Source organism: Klebsiella sp. HMSC16C06 (assembly GCF_001808325.1).
Lineage (GTDB): Bacteria > Pseudomonadota > Gammaproteobacteria > Enterobacterales > Enterobacteriaceae > Klebsiella > Klebsiella variicola.
Genome location: NZ_KV793024.1, coordinates 234,239 through 257,450 on the forward strand (window position 1 = coordinate 234,239; position 23,212 = coordinate 257,450).

General features: G+C 56.0%; 21 protein-coding genes and 1 pseudogene. 10 read left to right on the forward strand and 12 right to left on the reverse strand.

Annotation, left to right across the window (positions count from 1 at the left end; genetic code table 11):
* Positions 1 to 7: 7 nt before the first annotated feature.
* The 3 genes from purC to dapA form a co-directional block, all read right to left on the reverse strand.
* Positions 8 to 721, reverse strand: coding sequence for a phosphoribosylaminoimidazolesuccinocarboxamide synthase (gene purC / locus HMPREF3142_RS25445; protein ID WP_002913801.1), 714 nt, complete (start codon positions 719 to 721; stop codon positions 8 to 10).
* A gap of 228 nt (positions 722 to 949) precedes the next feature.
* Positions 950 to 1,984 carry an outer membrane protein assembly factor BamC gene (gene bamC / locus HMPREF3142_RS25450; protein WP_008803834.1) on the reverse strand — a complete coding sequence of 345 codons (1,035 nt, stop codon included), beginning with the start codon at positions 1,982 to 1,984 and terminating at the stop codon, positions 950 to 952.
* A gap of 16 nt (positions 1,985 to 2,000) precedes the next feature.
* Positions 2,001 to 2,879, reverse strand: coding sequence for a 4-hydroxy-tetrahydrodipicolinate synthase (dapA, locus tag HMPREF3142_RS25455; RefSeq protein WP_002913803.1), 879 nt, complete (start codon positions 2,877 to 2,879; stop codon positions 2,001 to 2,003).
* Positions 2,880 to 3,032: 153 nt separating this feature from the next.
* Here dapA and HMPREF3142_RS25460 point away from each other — a divergent pair, with 153 nt between their 5' ends.
* Positions 3,033 to 3,599, forward strand: coding sequence for a glycine cleavage system transcriptional repressor (locus HMPREF3142_RS25460; RefSeq protein WP_002913804.1), 567 nt, complete (start codon positions 3,033 to 3,035; stop codon positions 3,597 to 3,599).
* A 3-nt stretch (positions 3,600 to 3,602) separates the two neighbouring features.
* Positions 3,603 to 4,073 carry a thioredoxin-dependent thiol peroxidase gene (gene bcp / locus HMPREF3142_RS25465; protein ID WP_008803833.1) on the forward strand — a complete coding sequence of 157 codons (471 nt, stop codon included), beginning with the start codon at positions 3,603 to 3,605 and terminating at the stop codon, positions 4,071 to 4,073.
* 60 nt (positions 4,074 to 4,133) lie between these two features.
* On the opposite strand, the gene HMPREF3142_RS25470 is transcribed toward bcp, so the two are convergent.
* Complete coding sequence (locus HMPREF3142_RS25470) at positions 4,134 to 5,198, reverse strand: AI-2E family transporter (protein WP_012540911.1); 1,065 nt, start codon at positions 5,196 to 5,198, stop codon at positions 4,134 to 4,136.
* A gap of 54 nt (positions 5,199 to 5,252) precedes the next feature.
* Positions 5,253 to 5,369 (reverse strand): hypothetical protein, encoded by a 117-nt coding sequence (locus HMPREF3142_RS29620; protein WP_012540910.1) that lies wholly within the window; start codon positions 5,367 to 5,369, stop codon positions 5,253 to 5,255.
* Positions 5,370 to 5,420: 51 nt separating this feature from the next.
* Here HMPREF3142_RS29620 and bepA point away from each other — a divergent pair, with 51 nt between their 5' ends.
* The 3 genes from bepA (at position 5,421) to HMPREF3142_RS25485 (ending at position 8,293) form a co-directional block, all read left to right on the forward strand.
* Positions 5,421 to 6,884 carry a beta-barrel assembly-enhancing protease gene (bepA, locus tag HMPREF3142_RS25475; protein WP_008803831.1) on the forward strand — a complete coding sequence of 488 codons (1,464 nt, stop codon included), beginning with the start codon at positions 5,421 to 5,423 and terminating at the stop codon, positions 6,882 to 6,884.
* 9 nt (positions 6,885 to 6,893) lie between these two features.
* The gene (gene arsC, locus HMPREF3142_RS25480; protein WP_048267952.1) at positions 6,894 to 7,253 is read left to right on the forward strand and encodes an arsenate reductase (glutaredoxin); all 360 of its coding nucleotides are present in this window, start codon (positions 6,894 to 6,896) and stop codon (positions 7,251 to 7,253) included.
* 128 nt (positions 7,254 to 7,381) lie between these two features.
* Positions 7,382 to 8,293 carry an Rpn family recombination-promoting nuclease/putative transposase gene (locus tag HMPREF3142_RS25485; protein WP_077270074.1) on the forward strand — a complete coding sequence of 304 codons (912 nt, stop codon included), beginning with the start codon at positions 7,382 to 7,384 and terminating at the stop codon, positions 8,291 to 8,293.
* On the opposite strand, the gene HMPREF3142_RS25490 is transcribed toward HMPREF3142_RS25485, so the two are convergent.
* The 5 genes from HMPREF3142_RS25490 to bglK all read right to left on the reverse strand — a co-directional run bounded on the left by HMPREF3142_RS25490 (position 8,290) and on the right by bglK (position 13,643).
* Positions 8,290 to 8,991 (reverse strand): DnaA inactivator Hda, encoded by a 702-nt coding sequence (locus HMPREF3142_RS25490; RefSeq protein WP_020947395.1) that lies wholly within the window; start codon positions 8,989 to 8,991, stop codon positions 8,290 to 8,292. The genes HMPREF3142_RS25485 and HMPREF3142_RS25490 overlap by 4 nt on opposite strands.
* 98 nt (positions 8,992 to 9,089) lie before the next feature.
* On the reverse strand, positions 9,090 to 10,376 hold the full coding sequence (gene uraA / locus HMPREF3142_RS25495) for a uracil permease (RefSeq protein WP_012540908.1): 1,287 nt from the start codon (positions 10,374 to 10,376) through the stop codon (positions 9,090 to 9,092).
* Between the two features lie 86 nt (positions 10,377 to 10,462).
* The gene (gene upp / locus HMPREF3142_RS25500; protein WP_004201927.1) at positions 10,463 to 11,089 is read right to left on the reverse strand and encodes a uracil phosphoribosyltransferase; all 627 of its coding nucleotides are present in this window, start codon (positions 11,087 to 11,089) and stop codon (positions 10,463 to 10,465) included.
* Positions 11,090 to 11,306: 217 nt separating this feature from the next.
* Positions 11,307 to 12,740 (reverse strand): 6-phospho-beta-glucosidase, encoded by a 1,434-nt coding sequence (locus HMPREF3142_RS25505; protein WP_012967454.1) that lies wholly within the window; start codon positions 12,738 to 12,740, stop codon positions 11,307 to 11,309.
* Positions 12,741 to 12,749: 9 nt separating this feature from the next.
* Positions 12,750 to 13,643 (reverse strand): beta-glucoside kinase BglK, encoded by an 894-nt coding sequence (gene bglK / locus HMPREF3142_RS25510; protein ID WP_070612861.1) that lies wholly within the window; start codon positions 13,641 to 13,643, stop codon positions 12,750 to 12,752.
* A gap of 263 nt (positions 13,644 to 13,906) precedes the next feature.
* Between bglK and purM the strand changes: the two genes are divergently transcribed.
* The 4 genes from purM to ppx all read left to right on the forward strand — a co-directional run bounded on the left by purM (position 13,907) and on the right by ppx (position 19,358).
* Positions 13,907 to 14,944: a phosphoribosylformylglycinamidine cyclo-ligase gene (gene purM, locus HMPREF3142_RS25515; protein ID WP_008803825.1), complete on the forward strand. Its 1,038-nt coding sequence runs from the start codon at positions 13,907 to 13,909 to the stop codon at positions 14,942 to 14,944.
* The gene (purN, locus tag HMPREF3142_RS25520; RefSeq protein ID WP_012540904.1) at positions 14,941 to 15,582 is read left to right on the forward strand and encodes a phosphoribosylglycinamide formyltransferase; all 642 of its coding nucleotides are present in this window, start codon (positions 14,941 to 14,943) and stop codon (positions 15,580 to 15,582) included. The genes purM and purN overlap by 4 nt, the downstream gene beginning before the upstream one ends.
* A gap of 179 nt (positions 15,583 to 15,761) precedes the next feature.
* Positions 15,762 to 17,822, forward strand: a complete 2,061-nt coding sequence (gene ppk1, locus HMPREF3142_RS25525) for a polyphosphate kinase 1 (RefSeq protein WP_002913838.1) — start codon at positions 15,762 to 15,764, stop codon at positions 17,820 to 17,822.
* Between the two features lie 3 nt (positions 17,823 to 17,825).
* Complete coding sequence (ppx, locus tag HMPREF3142_RS25530; protein WP_008803823.1) at positions 17,826 to 19,358, forward strand: exopolyphosphatase; 1,533 nt, start codon at positions 17,826 to 17,828, stop codon at positions 19,356 to 19,358.
* A gap of 55 nt (positions 19,359 to 19,413) precedes the next feature.
* Here ppx and HMPREF3142_RS25535 read toward each other — a convergent pair whose 3' ends face one another.
* A complete protein-coding gene (locus tag HMPREF3142_RS25535) occupies positions 19,414 to 21,642 on the reverse strand; it encodes a sensor domain-containing phosphodiesterase (RefSeq protein ID WP_070612863.1) in 2,229 nt (742 codons plus the stop codon).
* Between the two features lie 370 nt (positions 21,643 to 22,012).
* Between HMPREF3142_RS25535 and HMPREF3142_RS25540 the strand changes: the two genes are divergently transcribed.
* On the forward strand, positions 22,013 to 22,186 hold the full coding sequence (locus HMPREF3142_RS25540) for a YfgG family protein (RefSeq protein ID WP_012967451.1): 174 nt from the start codon (positions 22,013 to 22,015) through the stop codon (positions 22,184 to 22,186).
* Positions 22,187 to 22,285: 99 nt separating this feature from the next.
* On the opposite strand, the pseudogene HMPREF3142_RS25545 reads toward HMPREF3142_RS25540, so the two are convergent.
* Positions 22,286 to 23,195 (reverse strand): annotated as a pseudogene (locus tag HMPREF3142_RS25545) (LysR family transcriptional regulator).
* Between the last annotated feature and the right edge of the window lie 17 nt (positions 23,196 to 23,212).

A 23,212-nucleotide genomic window follows, 5' to 3' on the forward strand; every position in this document is an offset into this window, starting at 1 on the left:
GGGCGGGTTAGTCGAGCTTAACGCCCAGGCGGTGAGCCACTTCTTCGTAGGCTTCGATCAGGCCGCCAAGGCTCTGGCGGAAGCGGTCTTTGTCCATTTTATCGAGGGTATTTTTATCCCACAGACGGCTGCCGTCCGGCGAAAACTCGTCGCCCAGCACCACTTCGCCTTTGAACAGACCAAACTCCAGCTTAAAGTCCACCAGAATCAGACCGGCGTCATCGAACAGCTTTTTCAGCACGTCGTTGGCTTTGTAGGTCAGCTCGCGCATCCGCGCTAGATTTTCTTTGCTTACCCAGCCGAAGGTTTCGCAGTAGGAGTCGTTGACCATCGGATCGTGCATAGCATCGTTTTTCAGGAACAGGTCGAACAGCGGCGGGTTCAGCTCGATACCTTCTTCAATGCCTAAACGTTTTACCAGCGAGCCTGCCGCACGGTTACGCACCACGCACTCTACCGGCACCATATCCAGTTTTTTCACCAGACATTCGGTATCGGAAAGCAGCGCTTCCATCTGGGTAGGGATGCCCGCTTCTGCCAGTTTGCTCATAATGAAATGGTTGAACTTGTTATTCACCATGCCTTTACGATCGAACTGCTCGATGCGCGCGCCATCACCTGCTGACGTATCGTTACGGAATTCCAGTACCAGCAGGTCCGGATTATCGGTGCTGTATACTGTCTTCGCCTTACCACGATACAACTCAGCTTGCTTTTTCATCTTTCACTACTCCAGTGATATTGAGCCTAAAAATACGTTTCCACCTATACACAAAATCATTCAAAGTGCATCGAGGCGGCAACTGAGCGAATCCCCAGGAGCTTACAAAAGTAAGTGACTGGGGTGAACGAAGGCGGCCAACAAAGAGGCAATTTGAAGGATGATGTGTATACGCACACGTTTGCGTCACTATATATTAAAAGGGCCGGATTGCTCCAGCCCTTTTGATTACTTGTTAAATGCGGCCTGGAATACGGCTACCAGGGCGTCATTTTGCGACTGCGTCAGAGTGTGACCTTTCGGGTCGATGAACTGCAGGCTACTGCGGTTATCGAGGTCACCGACCTGCAGTTTGTAGTCACCGGAGGCCAGCTGCGGGTCACGTGCGCCCAGCTCCTGCCAGCTGCTGTCAGACAGCGGCTTGTAGGTCAGCGCCATGCTGCCCTGAGAGCGCGTGCTGTCGGTCACTTTCATTCCCACTTTTTCGAGGGCGCCCGGCAGACGTTGCCACACCATGTTAAACGGCGCGCGAACGACAAGCATCGGCAGGCCGGTGTCATCGGCAGCGCTCTGCACGTCGAAGGTGGCGCCAGCACTGCGCTGGGCCGCGTTCTGGGCGCTGGTGGCGCTCGCATCAAGGCCTTCAGAAATGACGTTCAGCATGGCGGTGCTGTAGCGCTGCAGTGACGCCGGATCGGCAACCGGTTTACCCGCCTGCTCCAGATTCACCAGCTTAACGACCACCGCTTGCTGATAGCCCTGCGGTTTGACGGAGATTTGATAACGACCGCGATACTGCTGATCTTCATCAAGGCGGTTCCACTCAACCCAGTCGGTGTTCAGCGTCTGGCTCGCATCATCGCGTTTCGCGATAACGTAGTTCTTCGACTGAAGGATACTGGTGACCTGCGCCCACAGCGAGCCGCTGCGGCCGTTCTCAACCATCAGCGTCGCGGTATCGCCATTAAACTGGGTCCGCGCACCGCTGACCAACGCCAGCGGCTGCGCCGGCGGGCGAATGTCCAGCGCTTTGCCCACCGCGCCGGTGCTGTTGGCCACCGGAATGTTGTAATCGCCCACCTGAATCGGCAGGATCATCCCCGCCGGCGCGTGAAGTTCGCTCAACGGTGACGCCTGTAAATAGGCCTCATCACCGCTCACCTGACGCTTATAGCGCGAGTCGGAACTACAGGCCGCGAGGAGTAGAACCAGCGAAACACCCGCAACCTTCGCCAGGCGCGACTTCTGTACTGAGTAAGCCATCAAATCTCCCTAAACTTTACAGCAAACCGGCATGCTTCAGCGCGGCGGTGACGGCTTCACGACCATGGTCGGTGATGGGCGTCATCGGCAAGCGCAGCGTATCGGTCGCCACAAGACCCAACGCCTTGCATCCCCATTTCACCGGGATAGGATTGGGTTCGACAAATAATTTTGTATGCAGTGGCATCAGACGCTGATTAATCGCACGCGCTTCGGCAAATTGACCCGCCAGCGCCAGACGGCACATGTCGGCCATTTCGCGCGCCGCCACGTTGGCGGTGACGGAAATCACGCCCACGCCGCCGAGCTGCATGAAGTCCATACCGGTCGCATCGTCACCGCTCAGCAGAATAAAGTCGTCTGAAACCAGCTCTTTGATCTGGTGAACGCGACTTAAGTTCCCTGTAGCTTCCTTAATACCGACAATATTTTTAATTTCCGCCAGACGGCCAACGGTTTCCGGCAGCATATCGCAACCGGTACGGGACGGCACATTATACAGAATTTGCGGCAGGTCAGTATGTTCAGCGATAGCTTTAAAGTGCTGGAACAGGCCTTCCTGGGTCGGGCGGTTATAATAAGGAGTGACCGTCAGGCAGCCGACAACACCGCTGTCGTTAAAACGTTTGGTCAGGCTAATCGCCTCTGCGGTTGCATTGGCTCCCGTGCCAGCGATAACTGGAATACGCCCGTCGGCCAGTTCCAGCGTCATCATCACTACGTCGCCATGCTCTTCATGGCTCAGCGTTGCGGATTCACCGGTAGTCCCTACCGAAACGATCGCCGAGGTTCCGTTGGCGACATGGTAATCAATCAGTTTTTTCAGGCTTGTCCGGCAGACATTACCGTTTTCATCCATCGGCGTGACAAGCGCTACAATACTTCCCGTGAACATGGGCCATCCTCAGAGCAGAAGTGCGACAAGATTCTCAATGTTACGTTTGGAGCTGCAATAAAAGCAAGAGACCCGACGCCATCAGGGATGTTGTATGGCGGTTTTTTTTATGCTTTCCTAATGTTACCTCACCTTTTTAAAGGAAGAACAGGTTTGACAGCCTCATTACAACACTATCTGGTTATTACCGCCCTGGGGGCTGACCGTCCCGGCATCGTGAATACGATCACTCGCCACGTCAGCAGCTGCGGTTGTAATATCGAAGACAGCCGGCTGGCCATGCTCGGTGATGAGTTTACGTTTATCATGCTGCTTTCCGGGTCGTGGAATGCGATTAACCTGATCGAATCAACCCTGCCGCTGAAAGGTGCGGAGCTGGAATTGTTGATCGTGATGAAACGCACCACTGCGCGCCCGCCGCAGGCCATGCCAAACACCGTTTGGGTCCAGGTTGAGGTGCCGGACTCACCGCATATCATCGAGCGCTTCACTGCCCTGTGCGATACCTGGAATATGAATATTGCGGAACTGGTGTCCCGCACTCAGCCGGGAGACGGCGATTCCGCGCAGCTTTTTATCCAGATAACTGCCCACAGTCCTGCGACGCAAAATGCAGCAAATATCGAACAAGCGTTCAAAGCCCTATGTACAGAACTGAACGCACAAGGCAGTATTAACATCGTTAATTATTCACAGCATGATGAACAGGATGGAGTTTAACCCATGACCCCACTGAAAGCCGGTGATATCGCACCGAAATTTAGCTTACCGGACCAGGACGGCGAGGAAGTAAATTTAACCGACTTCCAGGGACAACGTGTCCTGGTTTATTTTTACCCGAAAGCCATGACCCCGGGCTGCACCGTCCAGGCGTGCGGCTTGCGCGATAATATGGACGACCTGAAGAAAGCCGGTGTAGAAGTGCTGGGCATCAGCACCGATAAACCGGAAAAGCTCTCCCGTTTCGCCGAGAAAGAGCTGCTGAACTTCACGCTGCTGTCTGATGAAAACCATCAGGTTTGCGAGCAGTTTGGCGTCTGGGGCGAAAAATCCTTCATGGGGAAAACCTACGACGGTATTCACCGTATTAGTTTCCTCGTCGATGCCGATGGCAAAATCGAACACGTCTTTGATGACTTCAAGACCAGCAATCACCACGACGTGGTGCTGAACTGGCTGAAAGAAAACGCCTGATGCAGAGCAAGACGCCGGGGGAGGAGATCCTCACCCGGCGTCTTTTTTATCCCGAACACGTCAGTCGTCGTCAACCACCAGGCCATCCGGCCAGGCATGCACTACCGCTTTAATCAGCGTGGCCAGCGGAATGGCGAAGAAGACGCCCCAGAACCCCCACAACCCGCCAAAGATCACCACCGACAGGATAATCACCAGCGGGTGTAAATTGACCGCTTCCGAGAACAGCACCGGGACCAGCAGGTTGCCGTCCAGCCCCTGAATAATCAGATAGACCGCGAACAGGCTCCAGAACTCGGTGCCAGCGCCAAACTGAAACAGCGCCACCCCCACCACCGGAATGGTCACCACAAACGCGCCGATATAGGGGATCAGCACCGAGAAGCCCACCAGCACCGCCAGCAGCAGCGAGTAGTTGAGGCCAAAGAGAATAAAGCCGATCCAGGTGGCGACGCTGACGACAATCATCTCCAGCACCTTGCCGCGAATGTAGTTGGTGATCTGCTGATTCATCTCCTTCCAGACCTGCCCGGCGAGGCCACGATTACGCGGCAGTACGCGGCGCACCGCGTTGAGCATCTGCTCTTTATCCTTCAACAGGAAGAAGACCATCAGCGGCACCAGCACCAAATAGACCGCCAGGGTAAGCAGCCCCACCAGCGAGGCCAGAGAGTACTTCACTACCGAGTCGCCCACCGTCAACATCCGATTGCGCATATTTTCCGCCATAGCATCGATGATGCCGGCATCCATTAACGCCGGATAGCGCCGCGGCAGCGTAGCGGCAAAATCAGAGAGTTTGTTGAGCATACCCGGCATATCGCGGATGAGATAGATCCCCTGCTGCCAGGCCACCGGCATCACCACAAAGGCCAGCAATAGCAGGATGCCCACAAAGAGGATCAGCACCAGCGAGGTGGCCCAGGTGCGCGACAGGCCAATCCGTTCCAGACGAACCGTCGGCCACTCCAGCAGATAGGCCAGTACGATAGCCACCAGTAACGGCGCTAACAGACCGCTGAAAAAGAACATGATGCCGAAACCGGCAAGCAAAATAACCAGCAGCGCTATCGCCTCAGGGTCGCTGAATCGACGGCGGTACCACTGCATTAACATCTCAAGCATAAAACCTTCCCTGAAGGGCCAAGCGGCGACAATCCGGGGAATTGTATCGAAATGTCACAAAAAAGACTTCGCTTTTTGATGCGCCGCAGACAAACCGTTCTCCGCCGTGAAGATCATATTTTCAAGGCGGCCAACGCCAGCTAAACTCGCTGGGATGCGGCCAGGGAACATTGCGTCGCACAATCGGTCAAACTGGCACACCCACATTACAGGACAGAGGTTATGTTCAGGCAGTTGAAGAAAACGCTGGTGGCGACCGTCATCGCCTCGCTGACGCTGGGTTCGATAGGCCCTGCTTTTGCTGACTCCGCAGATACGCTGCCGGACATGGGGACCTCTGCAGGAAGCACGCTGTCGATTGGTCAGGAAATGCAGATGGGGGATTACTATGTGCGCCAGCTGCGCGGCAGTGCGCCGCTGATTAACGATCCCCTGCTGGTGCAATATATCAACGGGCTGGGCATGCGTCTGGTGGCACACGCCAACTCAGTGCGCACCCCGTTCCATTTCTATTTGATTAATAACGACCAAATCAACGCCTTCGCCTTCTTTGGCGGCAACGTGGTCCTCCACTCCGCCCTGTTCCGCTACTCTGATAATGAGAGCGAACTGGCCTCTGTCATGGCGCACGAAATCTCCCACGTTACGCAGCGGCATCTCGCCCGCGCGATGGAAGATCAGAAGCGCAATGCGCCGCTCACCTGGGTCGGTGCCCTGGGTTCGATTCTGCTGGCGATGGCCAGCCCGCAGGCCGGGATGGCGGCGCTGACCGGGACGCTGGCCGGTACCCAACAGGGCATGATCAGCTTCACCCGCCAGAACGAAGAAGAGGCCGACCGGATTGGCATTCAGGTTCTGCAACGCTCGGGATTCGACCCACAGGCTATGCCGATGTTTATGGGTAAACTGCTTGACGAGTCGCGCTACTCGACGCGACCGCCGGAAATGCTGCTCACCCACCCCCTGCCGGAAAGCCGACTGGCCGATGCCCGTAACCGCGCCAACCAGATGCGCCCGGTGGTGGTACAGTCCTCAGCGGACTTCTATCTGGCGAAGGCGCGTACCCTCGGGATGTACACCAACGGCGACAACAAGCTGGGCACCGATCTGCTGAACGCCTGGGATAAGGGCAATATTCGCCAACAGCATGCCGCCCAGTATGGTCGCGCTCTGCTGGCGATGGAAAGCAACAACTTTGACCAGGCACGCAAAACGCTGCAGCCGCTGCTCAGCGCCGACCCGCAAAATGCCTGGTATCTCGACCTGGCCACGGATATCGACCTCGGGCAGAAGAAAACCAGCGACGCCATCAATCGCCTTAAAAACGCCCGCGAGCTGCGCACCAATCCGGTACTGCAGCTGAACCTGGCCAACGCCTTACTGCAGGGTGGACAGCCCGGGGAAGCGGCGACCATTCTGAACCGGTATACCTTTACCAATAAAGAGGATGGCAACGGCTGGGATCTGCTGGCCCAGGCGGAAGGTGCGCTGGGCAATCGCGACCAGGAGCTGGCGGCGCGGGCAGAAAGCATGGCGCTCGTCGGTCAGCTGGAACAGGCGATTTCCCTGCTCAGCAGCGCCAGCTCGCAGGTGAAACTTGGTAGCCTGCAGCAGGCGCGTTACGATGCCCGTATCGACCAGCTACGCGATCTGCAGGCCCGCTTCCGCCCCTATCAAAAAATGTAAGGAGACCCCATGACCGACGCGGTAACAATTTACCATAACCCACGCTGCTCGAAGAGCCGCGAAACGCTGAGCCTGCTGCAGAGCCGCGGCATCGATCCACAGGTGGTGCTTTATCTCGACACACCGCCGGATGCCGATACGCTGCGTGAGCTGCTGCAGCTGCTGGGTATGGAGAGCCCCCGCGAGCTCATGCGCCAGAAGGAGGATCTGTACAAATCGCTCAATCTTGCCGACCAGGCGCTTAGCGACGCGGCGCTGATTCAGGCGATGGTCGACAATCCTAAGCTCATTGAACGCCCTGTCGTCGTCAGCCGCGGCCAGGCGCGTATTGGCCGCCCGCCGGAGCAGGTCCTTGAGATCGTAAGCTAACCCACCTGCGCCGCGCTTTCGCGGCGCTTTTTTTTACGTGGCCGATTCCAGATCTTCCACGCCAATCCCTCCCGCCCGCCGGACGATGCTACTGTTCATCTATCGCTCAATCCACTGGACGGATGAACATGAAAAAACCGACCTCCACGCCCCATGACGCGGTGTTTAAAACCTACCTCTCCCATCCCGATACCGCCCGCGATTTCCTGCAACTGTATCTGCCCGAAACGCTGCTTAAAGTATGCGATCTGCGTACGCTGCATCTCGAGTCGGGGCATTTTGTCGAAGACGATCTGCGCCCCTTTTATGCCGACATTTTGTATTCCCTGAAAACCACGGCGGGAGACGGTTATATTTATGCGCTTATCGAACACCAGAGCACGCCCGACCGGCATATGGCCTTTCGTCTGATGCGCTATGCCATCGCCGCCATGCAGCGTCATCTCGATGCCGGTCACGATCAACTACCGCTGGTGATCCCTGTCCTCTTCTACCACGGTCTGGCCAGCCCCTACCCATACTCTCTACGCTGGCTCGATGAATTCGCCGCCCCGGAACTGGCCAGCCGTCTTTATCACGAAGCGTTTCCGCTGGCGGACATTACCGTCATTCCGGATGACGACATTGCCACCCACCAGCGCATGGCAACGCTGGAGTTACTGCAAAAACATATTCGACAACGCGATCTGGCGCAGCTCCTCGACAAGCTGAGCGAATTATTATTGACTGGACTGGCGACACAATCGCAGGTACAAGCCCTGATGCACTATCTGGTGCAGGCAGGCAATACGCGCGAGCCGATCAAGTTCATACGCGAACTGGCGTTACGTACGCCGCAACATAAGGAGACGTTGATGACGATTGCGGAATATCTCGAGCAACAGGGACTGGAGCGGGGACTGGCGCAGGGGCGACAGGAAGGCCGGAAAGAAGAGGCACAGCGTATCGCCGCCGCCATGCTACACTGTGGCCTGGCGCGCGATCTGGTCGCTCATCTGACCGGACTGACGGAGCAGGAGCTGGCCCCACTGGCGGACTAGAGCTTAAGGATCTCTTTCACGAAGGGGATCGTCAGCTTGCGCTGGGCGGTAATCGAGGCGTGATCCAGCTGATCGAGGGTCATAAACAGCGAGCGCATCTCGCGATCCAGCCGCTTCAGCAGGAAGCGGCACACGTCTTCCGGCATCTCGAAGCCGCGCAGTCTGGCGCGTAGCTGCAGCGCCTGCAGTTTGTCTTCATCCGACAGCGGCTGCAGCTTATAGATCTGCCCCCAGTCCAGCCGTGAGGCGAGGTCCGGCAGACCAAGATTCAGCTGCCGCGGCGGCCGATCGCCGGTGATCAGCAGTCGGGTTTTGCCTGATTCCAGGATCCGGTTGTAGAGATTAAAGATGGCCATTTCCCAGGGCTCATCCCCGGCGACGCATTCAATATTATCAATGCAGACCAGCGCCAGCTGTTCCATCCCCTCCAGTACCTCGGGCACAAACCACGTCCGTTTATCCAGCGGCACGTAGCCCACCGCATCCCCGCGCTGGGAAAGCTCGGCGCAGGCGGCGTGTAACAGGTGGCTGCGACCTGCCCCTTCACGTGACCAGATATAAATGTACCCGCTGTGTTCCTGGCGCAGTACGTTCTGGAGGGCAGCAAGTAGGGAAGGATTATCACCCGGCCAGAAACTTGCGAAGGTTTCGTCGTCAGGAAGATACAGTGGCAAAGAGAGCTGTGCCGGTGCGTTCAGATGGACCTCAACATAGGCTTACAGAAAAACGCGGAGAGTTTACCACAGATTTAGGTCAGGAGAGAACCGGGCGGGATCGCCGCCCGGTCAGGAGATCGTTATTTAACCTCTTCGCTATCCGCCGCGTCGAGGACCACCTCTTCCGGACGCAGGACGCTGATAAGCTTGAAAATCAGGCTCAGCGCGATGCCCACGATGGTCGCCAGCGCCATCCCTTTCAGCTCGGCGGCGCCAATGTGTACTTTAGCGCCGCTGACGCCGATGATCAGGATCACGGAGGTGAGGATCAGATTCTGCGCTTTACTGTAATCCACCTTCGATTCAATCAGTACGCGGATCCCCGAGGCGCCGATCACCCCGTACAGCAGTAGCGAAACGCCCCCCATCACCGGTACCGGAATGATTTGGATAGCCGCCGCCAGTTTGCCGACGCAGGAGAGCAGAATCGCAATGATCGCCGCGCCGCCAATAACCCAGGTACTGTAAACCCGGGTAATCGCCATCACGCCGATATTTTCACCGTAGGTGGTGTTGGGCGTCGAACCGAAGAAGCCGGAGATGATCGTCGACAGGCCGTTGGCAAACATCGAACGATGCAGACCCGGGTCGCGGATCAGATCGCGCTTAACGATATTGGCGGTCACCACCAGGTGCCCGACGTGCTCAGCAATCACCACCAGCGCGGCGGGCAGAATGGTGAAGATAGCAAACCACTCAAAGCGCGGCGTGTAGAAGGTCGGCAGCGCGAACCAGTGCGCCTCGGCGATCGGGGTGGTATCGACCACGCCCATCACAAACGACAACGCATAGCCCACCAGCACACCAATCAGGATTGGAATAATCGCCAGGAAGCCGCGGAACAGCACAGAACCAAATACCGTCACCGCCAGCGTTACCATCGAAATAATAATGGTTTTGCTGTCGGGGGCTTGACCGTCGGCTGGCAGCAGCCCGGCCATATTAGCCGCCACACCCGCCAGTTCGAGGCCGATAACCGCCACGATGGCGCCCATCGCCGCCGGCGGGAACATCACATCCAGCCAGCCGGTACCGGCTTTTTTGACAATAAAGGAGACGAGGCAGAACAGCACGCCGCACATAATAAAACCACCCAGCGCCACTTCGTAGCCCAGCGGCAACAGCAGCAGTACTGGAGAAATAAAGGCGAAACTCGATCCCAGATACGCCGGGATTTTGCCTTTACAGATAAAGAGGTACAACAGCGTACCAATACCGTTAAACAGCAGGACGGTGGCCGGGTTGATGTGGAACAGGATTGGCACCAGCACCGTTGCGCCAAACATAGCAAACAGGTGCTGCAAACTAAGCGGGATAGTCTGTAAAAGCGGCGGTCTTTCACTCACCCCGATAGCACGGCGCGTCATAGTGTTTTCCTCTGAGATGGTTAGTTATGTGTGTTTTATTCAAAAAAAAGCCGACTTTCAAAGTCGGCTTATTTATCGTTATTCGATTATTTCGTACCAAAGATCTTGTCGCCGGCATCGCCGAGACCGGGAATGATATACCCGTGTTCATTCAGTCCCTTATCGACAGAGGCGGTGTACAGCTCAACGTCCGGGTGCGCTTTCTCCAGCGCGGCAATCCCTTCCGGCGCCGCCACCAGTACCAGCACCTTGATGCTGGTGCAGCCAGCGTTTTTCAGCAGATCGATAGTGGCGATCATCGACCCACCGGTGGCCAGCATCGGGTCAACCACCAGCGCCATACGCTCATCAATGTTGGACACCAGCTTCTGGAAGTAAGGTACCGGCTCGAGAGTCTCTTCATTACGATAGATACCCACCACGCTGATACGCGCGCTGGGGACATGCTCCAGTACCCCTTCCATCATGCCAAGGCCTGCGCGGAGGATAGGCACAACGGTAATTTTCTTGCCCTTGATCTGCTCAACTTCCACCGGGCCATTCCAGCCTTCGATGGTCACTTTCTCGGTCGCCAGATCGGCGGTGGCTTCATAAGTCAGTAAGCTGCCCACTTCTGAGGCGAGTTCACGGAAGCGTTTGGTGCTGATGTCGTGCTCGCGCATCAGGCCCAGCTTGTGTTTGACGAGTGGGTGTTTGACTTCCACAATCTTCATTCTCTTTCTCCTCTGAGGGGCGGCCACAAAAAAAATCGCGGGATTATACCGCTTTTTGCGGATTGTGCCATACCCATCTTGCTTGACGTATATCAAGCAAAGTGATTTAGAGACAAAAAAACCGGAGGCAAGGCTCCGGCTTGGGTGCGGGGTGCAGTCCATACGCTTACGCGGGCCTACGTGTATTGTAGGTCGGTTAAGCGTTAGCGCCACCCGACTACGACAGGTTCTCCCCGTTGCTGGCAATCACCTGTTGATACCAGGCAAAGGACTTTTTCCGGCTGCGAGCCAGCGAGCCATTGCCTTCATTATCTTTATCGACATAAATGAAGCCGTAGCGTTTTTTCATTTCCCCTGTGCCGGCGGAAACCAGATCGATACAGCCCCACGGGGTGTAGCCCATCAGATCAACGCCATCCTCGACCACCGCCTTTTTCATCTCCGCGATATGGGCGGAGAGATAATCGATACGATACTGGTCATTGACGCTGCCGTCCGCTTCACGGACATCGATCGCGCCAAAACCATTTTCGACAATAAACAGCGGCAACTGGTAGTGATCCCAGAACCAGTTCAGCGAATAGCGCAGGCCAACCGGGTCAATCTGCCAGCCCCAGTCCGACTTTTTGACGTACGGGTTGGAGACCAGGCTGGTGGTTTCATCATAGTCGAGCAAGGGGTTGTCTTCGGTGGCTTTGGTAGCGAACGACATATAGTAGCTAAAGCCAATGTAGTCGACACAGCCCTCGGTTAACGCCAGGCGATCGGCTTCGGTGATATCCAGGGTAAAGCCGCGGCGGGCAAAATAGTTGAGCAGATGCTGCGGATAGCGGCCGCGCACGTGAACGTCGGTAAACCAGTAACGGCGGTGCATGGCGTTCATCGCCATCATCATATCGTCCGGGGCGCAGGTCAGCGGATAGATCGGACACATAGCGATCATGCAGCCAATCTGCAGTGCAGGGTTGATCTCGCGCGCCGCTTTCACCGCCAGGGCGCTGGCCACCAGCTCATAGTGCGCGGCCTGGTACATCACCGGTTCCCGGTCTTCATCCGGCAAATATTTCAAACCGGAGTTGGTGAAGGGGGCAAAGTCCTCATGGAAGTTGGCCTGGTTGTTGATCTCGTTAAAGGTCATCCAGTACTTCACTTTATGTTGATAGCGGGTGAAGACGACCCTGGCAAAGCGCACGAAAAAGTCGATCAGCTTCCGGTTGCGCCAGCCGCCATACTCGGTGACCAGGTGATAAGGCATTTCAAAATGCGACAGCGTAATCACGGGCTCAATGCCGTGCTTCAGGCATTCGTCGAACAGATCATCATAAAACTGCAGGCCAGCCTCGTTGGGCTCCAGCTCATCGCCCTGCGGGAAAATACGCGTCCAGGCAATCGAGGTGCGAAAACATTTGAAGCCCATCTCGGCAAACAGCGCCAGGTCCTCCGGATAACGATGATAAAAATCGATCGCCTCATGGTTCGGGTAGTTTTTCCCCGCTACCACGCCGTCGGTAATTTCACGCGGCACGCCGTGGGCGCCGGCAGTCATCACGTCCGCCACGCTGATCCCCTTGCCGCCCTCCTGCCAGCCGCCCTCTAACTGATGCGCGGCGACCGCGCCGCCCCACAGAAAACCTGCTTTAAATCCGGACATAGTCTCTCCCTAATGTCGATCGTCGCCAGGCGAACGATAGTGCTGATTGAAATGGTAAACCGCGCCAATCAGGCCGGCATCGTTGCCGTGACTGACGGTATCGAGATAGTCGGCAATGCCAAACCAGGCCAGATGCTGGCGCAGCAGCGCCAGAAATCCTGGACGTTCCACAATGCCGCCGCCGATAAAGATGGTCTGCGGATCGAAGATATTAACGAGGTTATAAAGGCCATGGCCCAGGCCATTGAAGAACTCGGCGACCAGACGCTGGCAAACCGGGTCGCCGGCGTCATAGCGGTCAAAAATCATTTCGCCTGTCACGCTCTCCAGCGGCGCAGCGATATGTTCCGCATAGCGATGGCGCAGCACTCTGAGGGTGCAGTTCTCATTCATCGAATAGCGACGAGGATCGCGCCCGCCGGGACGCTCAGTGAGCATGTAGCCGAACTCACCGGCGCGAAAACGCGCCCCGTGAACCAACTGATGATGGCAATAAATCGCGCCACCAATGCCGGTGCCAATGGTGAGTACCAGAAAATTGGCCATTTCCGCCGCTTTGCCCTGCCAGCGCTCGGCCAGCAGCACACAGTTGGCATCATTTTCAACTGAGACCGGCAGTCCGGTCCGGGCTTCAAGCCATGCTTTCATGGCGAAGTTATCAAATCGACGAATAGCGCCGCCCATGGTGATAAAGCCGCTGTGCGGATCAACATAGCCTGGCGCGCTGATGGCTACCCCTTCACACGACGGGTGGGCCGCCAGCCATGGCAGCATTGCCTGTAAGATATGATCGCCATCGCTGTCATTGATCGACTGCTTCGCGCTTTCCAGTAGCCTGCCATCGCGGGTCATCACGCCCATCTTTAATGCGGTGCCACCGATATCAAATGCCGCAATTTTCATTCATCCCTCTCCTGACCAGCGTCAATCACTGGCAAAATGCGTGGCAAACCAACACAGAAACCGGTTTCAGTATTATGATGAGGATTCCTTAAGGCTGAGGCAAGCACAAGACTGTACCCGGTTTCATTTTCGTGAGCAGTATCAAATTTGACCATCTATCCGCTGTTTCACGCCGACTGTAAAGCAGGCTCGCAAACGTTTGCTTTCCCTGTTAGAATTGCGCCGATTTTTCTTGCTTACCGCAAACGCGTGGAGACTTCGCAGTGACCGACAAAACCTCTCTCAGCTATAAAGATGCCGGCGTGGATATTGATGCAGGCAACGCTCTCGTCGACCGTATTAAGGGCGTGGTGAAGAAAACCCGTCGCCCGGAAGTGATGGGGGGACTGGGCGGATTCGGCGCGCTGTGCGCACTGCCGCAGAAATACCGCGAGCCGGTACTGGTCTCCGGCACCGACGGCGTCGGTACCAAGCTGCGTCTGGCAATGGATCTGAAGCGTCACGACACCATCGGCATCGACCTGGTCGCCATGTGCGTGAACGACCTGGTGGTTCAGGGTGCTGAGCCGCTGTTTTTCCTGGATTATTACGCGACCGGTAAACTGGACGTCGATACCGCGGCCAGCGTCATTAACGGCATCGCCGAAGGCTGCCTGCAGTCCGGTTGCGCGCTGGTGGGCGGTGAAACCGCAGAAATGCCGGGGATGTATCACGGTGAAGATTACGACGTAGCGGGTTTCTGCGTCGGGGTGGTGGAAAAATCAGAAATCATCGACGGCAGCAAAGTGGCCGACGGCGACGTGCTGGTGGCGCTGGCGTCCAGCGGCCCGCACTCTAACGGCTATTCACTGGTGCGTAAGATCATTGAGGTTAGCGGCGTTGACCCGCAGACCACCGACCTTGACGGCAAACCGCTGGCCGACCATCTGCTGGCGCCAACCCGCATCTATGTGAAATCGGTGCTCGATCTGATCGCCAGCGTTGACGTCCACGCTATCGCCCACCTGACCGGCGGCGGTTTCTGGGAAAATATTCCGCGCGTGCTGCCGGATAACACCCAGGCGATCATTGATGAGTCCTCCTGGCAGTGGCCGTCCGTCTTCAACTGGCTGCAAACCGCCGGTAACGTCAGCCAGCATGAAATGTACCGTACCTTTAACTGCGGCGTGGGGATGGTTATCGCCCTGCCGGCTGCAGAAGCAGACAAGGCCATTGCCCTGCTGAACGAGAAAGGTGAAAACGCGTGGAAAATCGGGTATATCAAAGCTTCCGATTCCGAACAGCGTGTGGTCATTGCATGAAAAACATCGTGGTGCTGATTTCCGGTAGCGGCAGCAATTTGCAGGCGATCATCGACGCCTGCGGCCGGAAACAGATAAACGGCACCCTGCGGGCGGTATTCAGTAACAAGGCTGATGCGTTCGGCCTTGAACGCGCGCGCGCGGCCGGCATCCCGGCCCACGCGCTGGCGCAAAGTCAGTTTGCCGACCGGGAAGCATTCGATCGTCAGCTGATGCATGAAATCGACGCCTACGCCCCGGATTTGGTAGTGCTGGCGGGCTATATGCGTATCCTGAGCCCGGCGTTCGTCAGCCATTATCAGGGACGTCTGCTGAACATCCATCCTTCGTTACTGCCGAAGTATCCTGGCCTGCATACTCATCGTCAGGTGCTGGAAAACGGTGATGAGGAACATGGGACCTCGGTGCACTTCGTCACTGATGAGCTGGACGGCGGTCCGGTTATCCTGCAAGCCAAGGTGCCGGTCTTCGCTGGCGACAGCGAAGATGAGGTGACGGCGCGGGTTCAGGCCCAGGAACATGCCATTTATCCGCTGGTCATCAGCTGGTTCGTCGATGGGCGTCTGCGCATGGCAGGCAACCACGCCTGGCTGGATGAACGACAACTTCCGCCCCAGGGCTATGCCGCTGAAGAATGAACAACAGCCCCGCCTTTTCCTGTCGCGGGGCTTTTTTTTAATTAAAATTGTTTATTAATCAATCATCTCACAGAAATATTTCTTCTTACTGTCATATTGTTGTGACACAGTAAATCGCTATGCAGAAAAATTCGTCATAATAGTCTACGTCCTGTGAGTAAAACGGAGTGTGAGCGGTAATGGGCCAGGAAAAGCTATACATCGAAAAAGAACTCAGCTGGTTGTCTTTTAACGAACGCGTGCTGCAGGAAGCGGCGGACAAAAGTAACCCGCTGATTGAGCGCATGCGCTTCTTAGGGATCTACTCCAACAACCTTGATGAGTTTTACAAAGTGCGCTTCGCTGAGCTTAAGCGCCGGATTATTATCAGTGAAGAACAAGGCAGTACCGCCCATTCTCGCCACCTGTTAGGCAAAATCCAGGCCCGCGTTCTGAAGGCCGATCAGGAATTCGATAGTCTGTATAACGAACTGCTGCTGGAGATGGCGCGCAACCAGATCTTCCTCATCAACGAGCGCCAGCTGTCCGTCAATCAGCAGGCCTGGCTGCGCAACTACTTCAAACAGTATTTGCGTCAGCATATCTCGCCGATCCTGATTAACCGCGAAACGGACCTCGTGCAGTTCCTGAAAGATGATTACACCTATCTGGCGGTAGAGATTATCCGCGGGGAAAACATCAACTATGCCCTGCTGGAAATTCCGTCAGACAAAGTGCCGCGCTTCGTAAATCTGCCGCCGGAGGCGCCGCGCCGCCGTAAGCCAATGATCCTGCTGGATAACATCCTGCGTTATTGCCTGGATGATATCTTTAAAGGCTTCTTTGATTACGATGCGCTGAACGCTTACTCGATGAAAATGACCCGTGACGCCGAGTACGATCTGGTGCACGAGATGGAGTCGAGCCTGATGGAGCTGATGTCTTCCAGCCTCAAGCAGCGCCTGACCGCCGAGCCGGTTCGCTTCGTCTACCAGCGCGATATGCCGGACGCGATGGTCGAAATGCTGCGCGATAAGCTCTCCATCTCCAACTACGACTCGATGCTGCCGGGCGGCCGCTACCACAACTTTAAAGACTTTATCGGCTTCCCGAATGTGGGTAAGGCTAATCTGGTCAATAAGCCTATGCCGCGCCTGCGTCATCTGTGGTTTGATAAATTCCGCAACGGCTTCGACGCCATCCGCGAACGCGACGTCCTGCTCTACTATCCCTATCACACTTTTGAGCATGTGCTGGAGCTGCTGCGTCAGGCCTCGTTCGACCCCAGCGTACTGGCGATCAAAATCAACATCTACCGTGTAGCCAAAGATTCGCGCATCATTGACGCGATGATCCACGCCGCCCACAACGGTAAAAAAGTCACCGTGGTAGTGGAGCTGCAGGCACGCTTCGATGAAGAGGCTAACATTCACTGGGCGAAACGCCTGACGGAAGCGGGGGTCCACGTGATCTTCTCCGCGCCGGGTCTGAAGATCCACGCCAAGCTGTTCCTTATCTCGCGTAAAGAAGGCGATGAGGTGGTGCGCTACGCCCATATCGGTACCGGTAACTTTAACGAGAAGACCGCGCGGATCTACACCGACTATTCGCTGTTAACCGCCGATGCGCGCATTACCAATGAAGTCCGCCGCGTGTTTAACTTTATTGAAAACCCCTACCGCCCGGTCAGCTTCGATTACCTGCTGGTGTCGCCGCAGAACTCGCGCCGTCTGCTGTATGAGATGATCGATCGCGAGATCGCCAATGCGCAGAACGGGCAACCCTCCGGGATTACGCTGAAGCTGAACAACCTGGTGGATAAAGGGCTGGTGGACAGACTGTACGCCGCCTCCAGCTCCGGCGTGCCGGTCAATCTGTTGATCCGCGGCATGTGCTCGCTGATCCCTGGACTGGAAGGCATCAGCGAGAATATCCGCGTCATTAGCATCGTTGACCGTTTCCTCGAGCACGACCGGGTCTACTGTTTTGAAAACGGTGGCGATAAACAGGTCTGGCTCTCCTCTGCCGACTGGATGACGCGTAACATCGATTACCGTATAGAAGTTGCCGCCCCGCTGCTCGACCCGCGTCTGAAACAGCGAGTGCTGGATATTTTTGATATCTTGTTCAACGATACGGTAAAAGCGCGCTATCTTGATAAAGAACTGAGTAATCGCTATGTGCCGCGCGGCAATCGCCGTAAAGTGCGTGCACAGATGGCGATTTACGATTATCTCAAATCACTCGAACAACCCGACTAACCTATGCCAATAAACGAAATAACCCCTCGGCCGCAGGAATTCGCTGCGGTCGACCTTGGTTCGAACAGTTTTCATATGGTGATCGCCCGTGTCGTCGATGGCGCCATGCAGATCATTGGACGCCTGAAACAGCGCGTACATCTGGCCGATGGCCTTGATGAAAACTCGGTGTTGAGCGAAGAAGCGATGACCCGCGGGCTGAACTGCCTGTCGCTGTTTGCTGAACGTCTGCAAGGGTTCTCCCCTTCCAGCGTCTGCATCGTCGGGACGCATACGCTGCGTCAGGCGACCAACGCGGCAGAGTTTCTTAAACGCGCGGAAAAAGTGATCCCCTACCCGATCGAGATCATCTCCGGCAATGAAGAAGCGCGCCTGATTTTTATGGGCGTTGAGCATACGCAGCCGGAGCGCGGTCGTAAGCTGGTGATTGATATCGGCGGCGGTTCGACCGAGCTGGTCATCGGTGAAGATTTTGAGCCCCGCCTGGTGGAAAGCCGTCGCATGGGCTGCGTGAGCTTCTCGCAAGCCTACTTCCCTGGCGGGACAATCAATAAAGAAAATTTCCAGCGTGCTCGTCTTGCGGCGGTACAAAAACTGGAAACCCTGGCCTGGCAGTTCCGTATTCAGGGCTGGACCGTGGCGCTGGGCGCCTCCGGCACCATTAAAGCTGCGCAGGAAGTGTTGGTGGCCATGGGTGAGAAGGACGGGTTTATTACGCCGGAACGCCTCGAAATGCTGGTCAGTGAGCTGCTGAAGCATAAAAACTTCGACGCGCTCAGTCTGCCAGGCCTCTCTGAAGATCGTAAAGCGGTCTTTGCACCGGGGCTGGCGATTCTGTGCGGCGTGTTTGACGCGCTAGCCATTAAAGAACTTCGTCTGTCCGATGGCGCCCTGCGTGAGGGCGTGCTGTACGAAATGGAAGGCCGCTTCCGCCACCAGGATATTCGTAGCCGCACAGCGCAGAGTCTGGCGAATCAGTACAATATCGATCGCGAACAGGCACGCCGGGTGCTGGAAACCACCACCCATATGCTGGAACAGTGGCAGGAACAGAACCCCAAGCTGGCCAATCCGCACCTTGCGGCGCTGTTGAAGTGGGCGGTGATGCTCCATGAGGTAGGGCTGAATATCAACCATAGCGGTATGCATCGCCACTCGGCCTACATTCTGCAGAACAGCGACCTGCCGGGCTTCAACCAGGAGCAGCAGATGCTGATGGCCACCCTGGTGCGCTATCATCGCAAAGCGATAAAACTCGACGACCTGCCGCGCTTTACGCTGTTCAGGAAAAAGCAGTTTCTGCCGCTGATCCAGCTGCTGCGCCTGGGCGTGCTGCTGAATAACCAGCGTCAGGCCACCACCACGCCGCCGACCCTGCGGCTGCAGACGGAAGCTCACCACTGGACGCTGACCTTCCCGCACAACTGGTTTAGCCAGAATGCGCTGGTGCTGTTGGATCTGGAAAAAGAGCAGCAGTACTGGGAAGGTGTGCCGGAATGGCTGCTGAAGATTGCAGAAGAAGAGCCAGACGCCTGAGCCGCGCTCCTGAATATTCCCCAGGCCGGGCCATCGCGCCCGGCTTTTTTCTGCTTCAGGCAGTCATCCCTTCCGCCAGCTGCGCCAGTGGTACCGGTACGCCGATATCGTAGCCCTGCAAATAATCGATCCCCAGCGCGATGACCGCCTGGCGTATCTCCGGCGACTCGACATATTCAGCCACCACCTGCATGTTCTTCATACGCGCCAGACGACAAATAGAATCCACCACCTGGTAATCGAGACTGCTGGCAAGCAGATTGCGAATAAAGCTGCCGTCGATTTTAAGAATGTCGACGTTCATCGTTTTTAACCGGGCGTAGCTGGCGTAGCCGGTACCAAAATCATCGATCGCCACCCGGCAGCCCAGCGCCCGCAGATGCTCTAAAGTCTGACAGACCAGCTCAGGGTTACTGAGTGCATAGTTCTCGGTCAATTCGAAAATAATCTGCCATGGCTCAATGTTGTACGTCTGCAGCAGCGCTTCGACTTCCTGAGGAAACTGGCTGCGGCTCAACGTGACCGGAGAGAGATTGATCGCCAGCCGCAGACCGGGCAGTGCCCGCCGGTGGGTATCCATAAAGGCTAGCGTGTGCTCAATGACCCACTGATCCACACGAGAGGAGAGGCCAAACTCGTGCGCCACCGGCAGGAACGCGTTTGGCCCCGTCAGTTCGCCCAACTCCCCTTCCATCCTCAGCAACACTTCATGGTAGTTATCGCCGCGGATGCCCTGGATAGGCTGCGCCATCAGGACGAAGTGGTCTTGCTCCAGCGCCTTGAGGATGCGATTCATCATCACCACTTTATCTTTCAGATCCTGTTGAACATGGCCGGCGCCGCGGCGCTGCATATTCTCCGGATGGCCGCTTGCCAGCGACATGTCGGCAATCGTGTTTAGTTCGCCAAGCAGCAAATACAGATGTTTGACCGGTGAGCGCACGTTGCAATAGCTCATGCCGATCCGCGGCTGGAGGGGAACCCCGTCCCAGTAGAAACGGAACTGCCGCAGGGAGCGGTCGATCAAATGAATACGCGCCTGATGCCCTTCACTGTTGAGGCGAAAAACCAAGTCATGGCCGGCAAGGTGATACACCGCTTCGTTAGGCTGCAGTAACGCGCTCAGGTGGTTCGCCAGCATTTGCTTATACTGAATGCGTAACAATACGCCGTAGTGGCGGCCCAGCAGTTCCAGCTCAGGAATGCGCAAAAAACAGAGCGTCGACCAGCTCGTGCCATTGAGCGCCCGACTCAGCGCCCGCAGATTAGGCATATGTACGACCGGGTCGAGGAAAGCCATCTGCCGGACGCGAGCGTAGATCAGCCGCTGCTGTGTCGCCAGCATCGCCGTGTAGGCGACAATAAACGAGAAGACCAGATAGCTTGACGAGGTGATCGCCAGTTGGGTGTTATAGCTTGGATAAACCGGTAAGTAACGGTAATGAAAATGGATCACGGCAATCAGTACCGGCGTCCAGATCAGCGAGATAAAACGATAACCAAAACGCATGGCTCCCCAGAGCATGACCGGCATAAGTAATGATAACGTATAATTCGTACTAAATATGGTGCTGGTATCATTAAGCGGCATCAATAATAGCCCCAGCAGCAGGATTAATATCGCCGCCCAGCAAATGATTTCAATTGTTTTTATTTTTGGATCAATTTGTAAGCGAACCTGAGAAATAAATCCGCGAACATGAAAAGGGTTCCGAATTATCCGCAGCAGAAAATAACACAGCGGCACGCCCGTCAGACACCCCACCATCAACGCCTGAAAGGTGACTAACGACCGTAAACTAAAGGGCGTAATCCCCGTCATCTCCGTCGTACGTGGATGCAGTCCCAGATACTCAGCGATCTGTGACAGAATAAGAAAAATGACCGAGGGAAGCAGCATCTGCCAGAACAGACGGTGCGGCATCAGTTTGACGTTACCGTGCGAGACCTGCTGGCGCCGGGGTACAAAGATGCGATATCCGCCCCAGCACAGCACGCAGGGGATGAGAAAATGAAACAACACGCCGATAGCCTGCTCGGGCGTCATTCCTCGGGCCAGCGTGAGCAGCAGGCCAATAATAATACCCGGGATCGCCGCCCAACCGAAAAACATCATCAGGCTGAGTACTAATGCCAGAGGAAGATAATAAAGGAATACCATGTGGCCATTGAGCATGGTGTAGGTATTCGCCCATCTGGCGAAGGGTAATAACAGCGAGGGCAGAACAAGCGGTAAAGCCCACCACTTGTCGCGATATTGTTGATAATATTTTAATAAATTCATAGGTGCTCTACAGAGAGCCTCTGCTCCTGCGAGGCATATTCAGGCAGGCATCCAACCACCCCATGCTGACCGCATAAGTAATAACGATACGGTAATGTTCGCTGATTTTAGTGGTCAAGAGAATGGGACTGTTGATATAAATCAACAAATACTGACGCTAACATTAATAAAACTTATTTTTTTACCTTTTTATTGCTAATAAAGTGAGCATGTAAATACGATGATTATCTTATATAACATTAATTAATGTTTTCACTGCGGCACTTTTACATCTGCATCAATTGACCCCACCTCGTTCCTGTGCCTTAATACCCCCATCGCCCATCTTCGGGTATACTTCAAGGAACCTTTTGTGAGTCAGGCACCCAGTATGCGTAAACGACATCGATTTAACCGTCGCATGACCCGTATCGTACTGCTTATCAGCTTTCTCTTCTTCTTTGGACGCTTTGTCTACTCCTCCATCGGCGCCTGGTACCATCACCAGGATAAAAAAGCGTCGCAGGAGTCTTCACTCACCGTCGAGCCCTCCGCTCGCGAGTAATCCTTTGATTCTAATACTGGAAGCGCCACACTCCGCAGACAGAGTCGCTCGCTGCTGATGTATTGTCTTTGATGCGGTAATTTTGCCGTCGGCGATTTATCAGCGCACGGCATGCAGCAGGCGCAGCATTTCCGCGATACCTTTTGTCACAATTTTGTCCTGACGCATGACTACCGCCAGCTGTCGATATAGCCGCGGCGCCAGCGAGTGCACGCTTAATCCGTCGCGATCCTTCTCCTGCTCCACCGCCATGCGGGGCACGATGCTGTAGCCCAGCCCTGCCCGCACCATCCGTTTAATCGCCTCGATGCTGCCCAACTGCATCACCGGCGTGACCGCAACTCCCGCCGAGCGGAACCAGCGGTCAATCAGATCCCGGGTGCCGCTGCCGGCTTCGAAGGCAATGAGCGGCAGCGCCAGCAGTTCAGCAGGGGTATAATCCGCCAGCGTCCCCGTCTCGTGACTGGCATGGATAACCACGAACTCCTCGTCAACCACTGAGGTCACCGCCAGACTGCGCCCCTGTACGGGCAAGGTAACCAGCCCGAGATCGAGGCGATTTTCCTCCACCGCCCGGACGATATCCAGCGTGTTGCCGGTGGTCACCCCCACCGTCAACAGCGGATGCTGCTGACGAAGATGCTGCAGCAGCGGCGGGAGAAGATGAATGCAGGCCGTCGCGCCGGTCCCCAGCGTTACCGCCCCATTAACTTCCCGACTGAATGCGCTGACCGACTGCATTGCGCTATTCACCGCCCGATCGATCTGCTCGCTGTGGGCCAGCAGTGCCATTCCCGCCGCCGTCGCCTTGATCCCGCGGCCGGTACGCTCCAGCAAACGGGTCTGTAAAAACTGCTCCAGCTGACGCACCTGCAGGCTAACGGCAGGTTGGGAGATCCCCAGCGCGTCGGCGGCGGCAGAAAAGCTGCCGCGCTGTACGACCAGCCGGAAGGTCGCCAGGTTTCCCAGGTTCAGTGTTGTCATACAAAGTTTCTCTTATACCGCGCATAAGGTGGCCGCTCTGCC

Coding starts and splice junctions, on each gene's coding strand:
- purC (WP_002913801.1), bottom strand. CDS start 721: ATGAAAAAGCAAGCTGAGTTGTATCGTGGTAAGGCGAAGACAGTATAC.
- bamC (WP_008803834.1), bottom strand. CDS start 1,984: ATGGCTTACTCAGTACAGAAGTCGCGCCTGGCGAAGGTTGCGGGTGTT.
- dapA (WP_002913803.1), bottom strand. CDS start 2,879: ATGTTCACGGGAAGTATTGTAGCGCTTGTCACGCCGATGGATGAAAAC.
- bcp (WP_008803833.1), top strand. CDS start 3,603: ATGACCCCACTGAAAGCCGGTGATATCGCACCGAAATTTAGCTTACCG.
- HMPREF3142_RS25470 (WP_012540911.1), bottom strand. CDS start 5,198: ATGCTTGAGATGTTAATGCAGTGGTACCGCCGTCGATTCAGCGACCCT.
- HMPREF3142_RS29620 (WP_012540910.1), bottom strand. CDS start 5,369: ATGTTCCCTGGCCGCATCCCAGCGAGTTTAGCTGGCGTTGGCCGCCTT.
- bepA (WP_008803831.1), top strand. CDS start 5,421: ATGTTCAGGCAGTTGAAGAAAACGCTGGTGGCGACCGTCATCGCCTCG.
- arsC (WP_048267952.1), top strand. CDS start 6,894: ATGACCGACGCGGTAACAATTTACCATAACCCACGCTGCTCGAAGAGC.
- HMPREF3142_RS25485 (WP_077270074.1), top strand. CDS start 7,382: ATGAAAAAACCGACCTCCACGCCCCATGACGCGGTGTTTAAAACCTAC.
- uraA (WP_012540908.1), bottom strand. CDS start 10,376: ATGACGCGCCGTGCTATCGGGGTGAGTGAAAGACCGCCGCTTTTACAG.
- upp (WP_004201927.1), bottom strand. CDS start 11,089: ATGAAGATTGTGGAAGTCAAACACCCACTCGTCAAACACAAGCTGGGC.
- HMPREF3142_RS25505 (WP_012967454.1), bottom strand. CDS start 12,740: ATGTCCGGATTTAAAGCAGGTTTTCTGTGGGGCGGCGCGGTCGCCGCG.
- bglK (WP_070612861.1), bottom strand. CDS start 13,643: ATGAAAATTGCGGCATTTGATATCGGTGGCACCGCATTAAAGATGGGC.
- purN (WP_012540904.1), top strand. CDS start 14,941: ATGAAAAACATCGTGGTGCTGATTTCCGGTAGCGGCAGCAATTTGCAG.
- ppk1 (WP_002913838.1), top strand. CDS start 15,762: ATGGGCCAGGAAAAGCTATACATCGAAAAAGAACTCAGCTGGTTGTCT.
- ppx (WP_008803823.1), top strand. CDS start 17,826: ATGCCAATAAACGAAATAACCCCTCGGCCGCAGGAATTCGCTGCGGTC.
- HMPREF3142_RS25535 (WP_070612863.1), bottom strand. CDS start 21,642: ATGAATTTATTAAAATATTATCAACAATATCGCGACAAGTGGTGGGCT.
- HMPREF3142_RS25540 (WP_012967451.1), top strand. CDS start 22,013: ATGCGTAAACGACATCGATTTAACCGTCGCATGACCCGTATCGTACTG.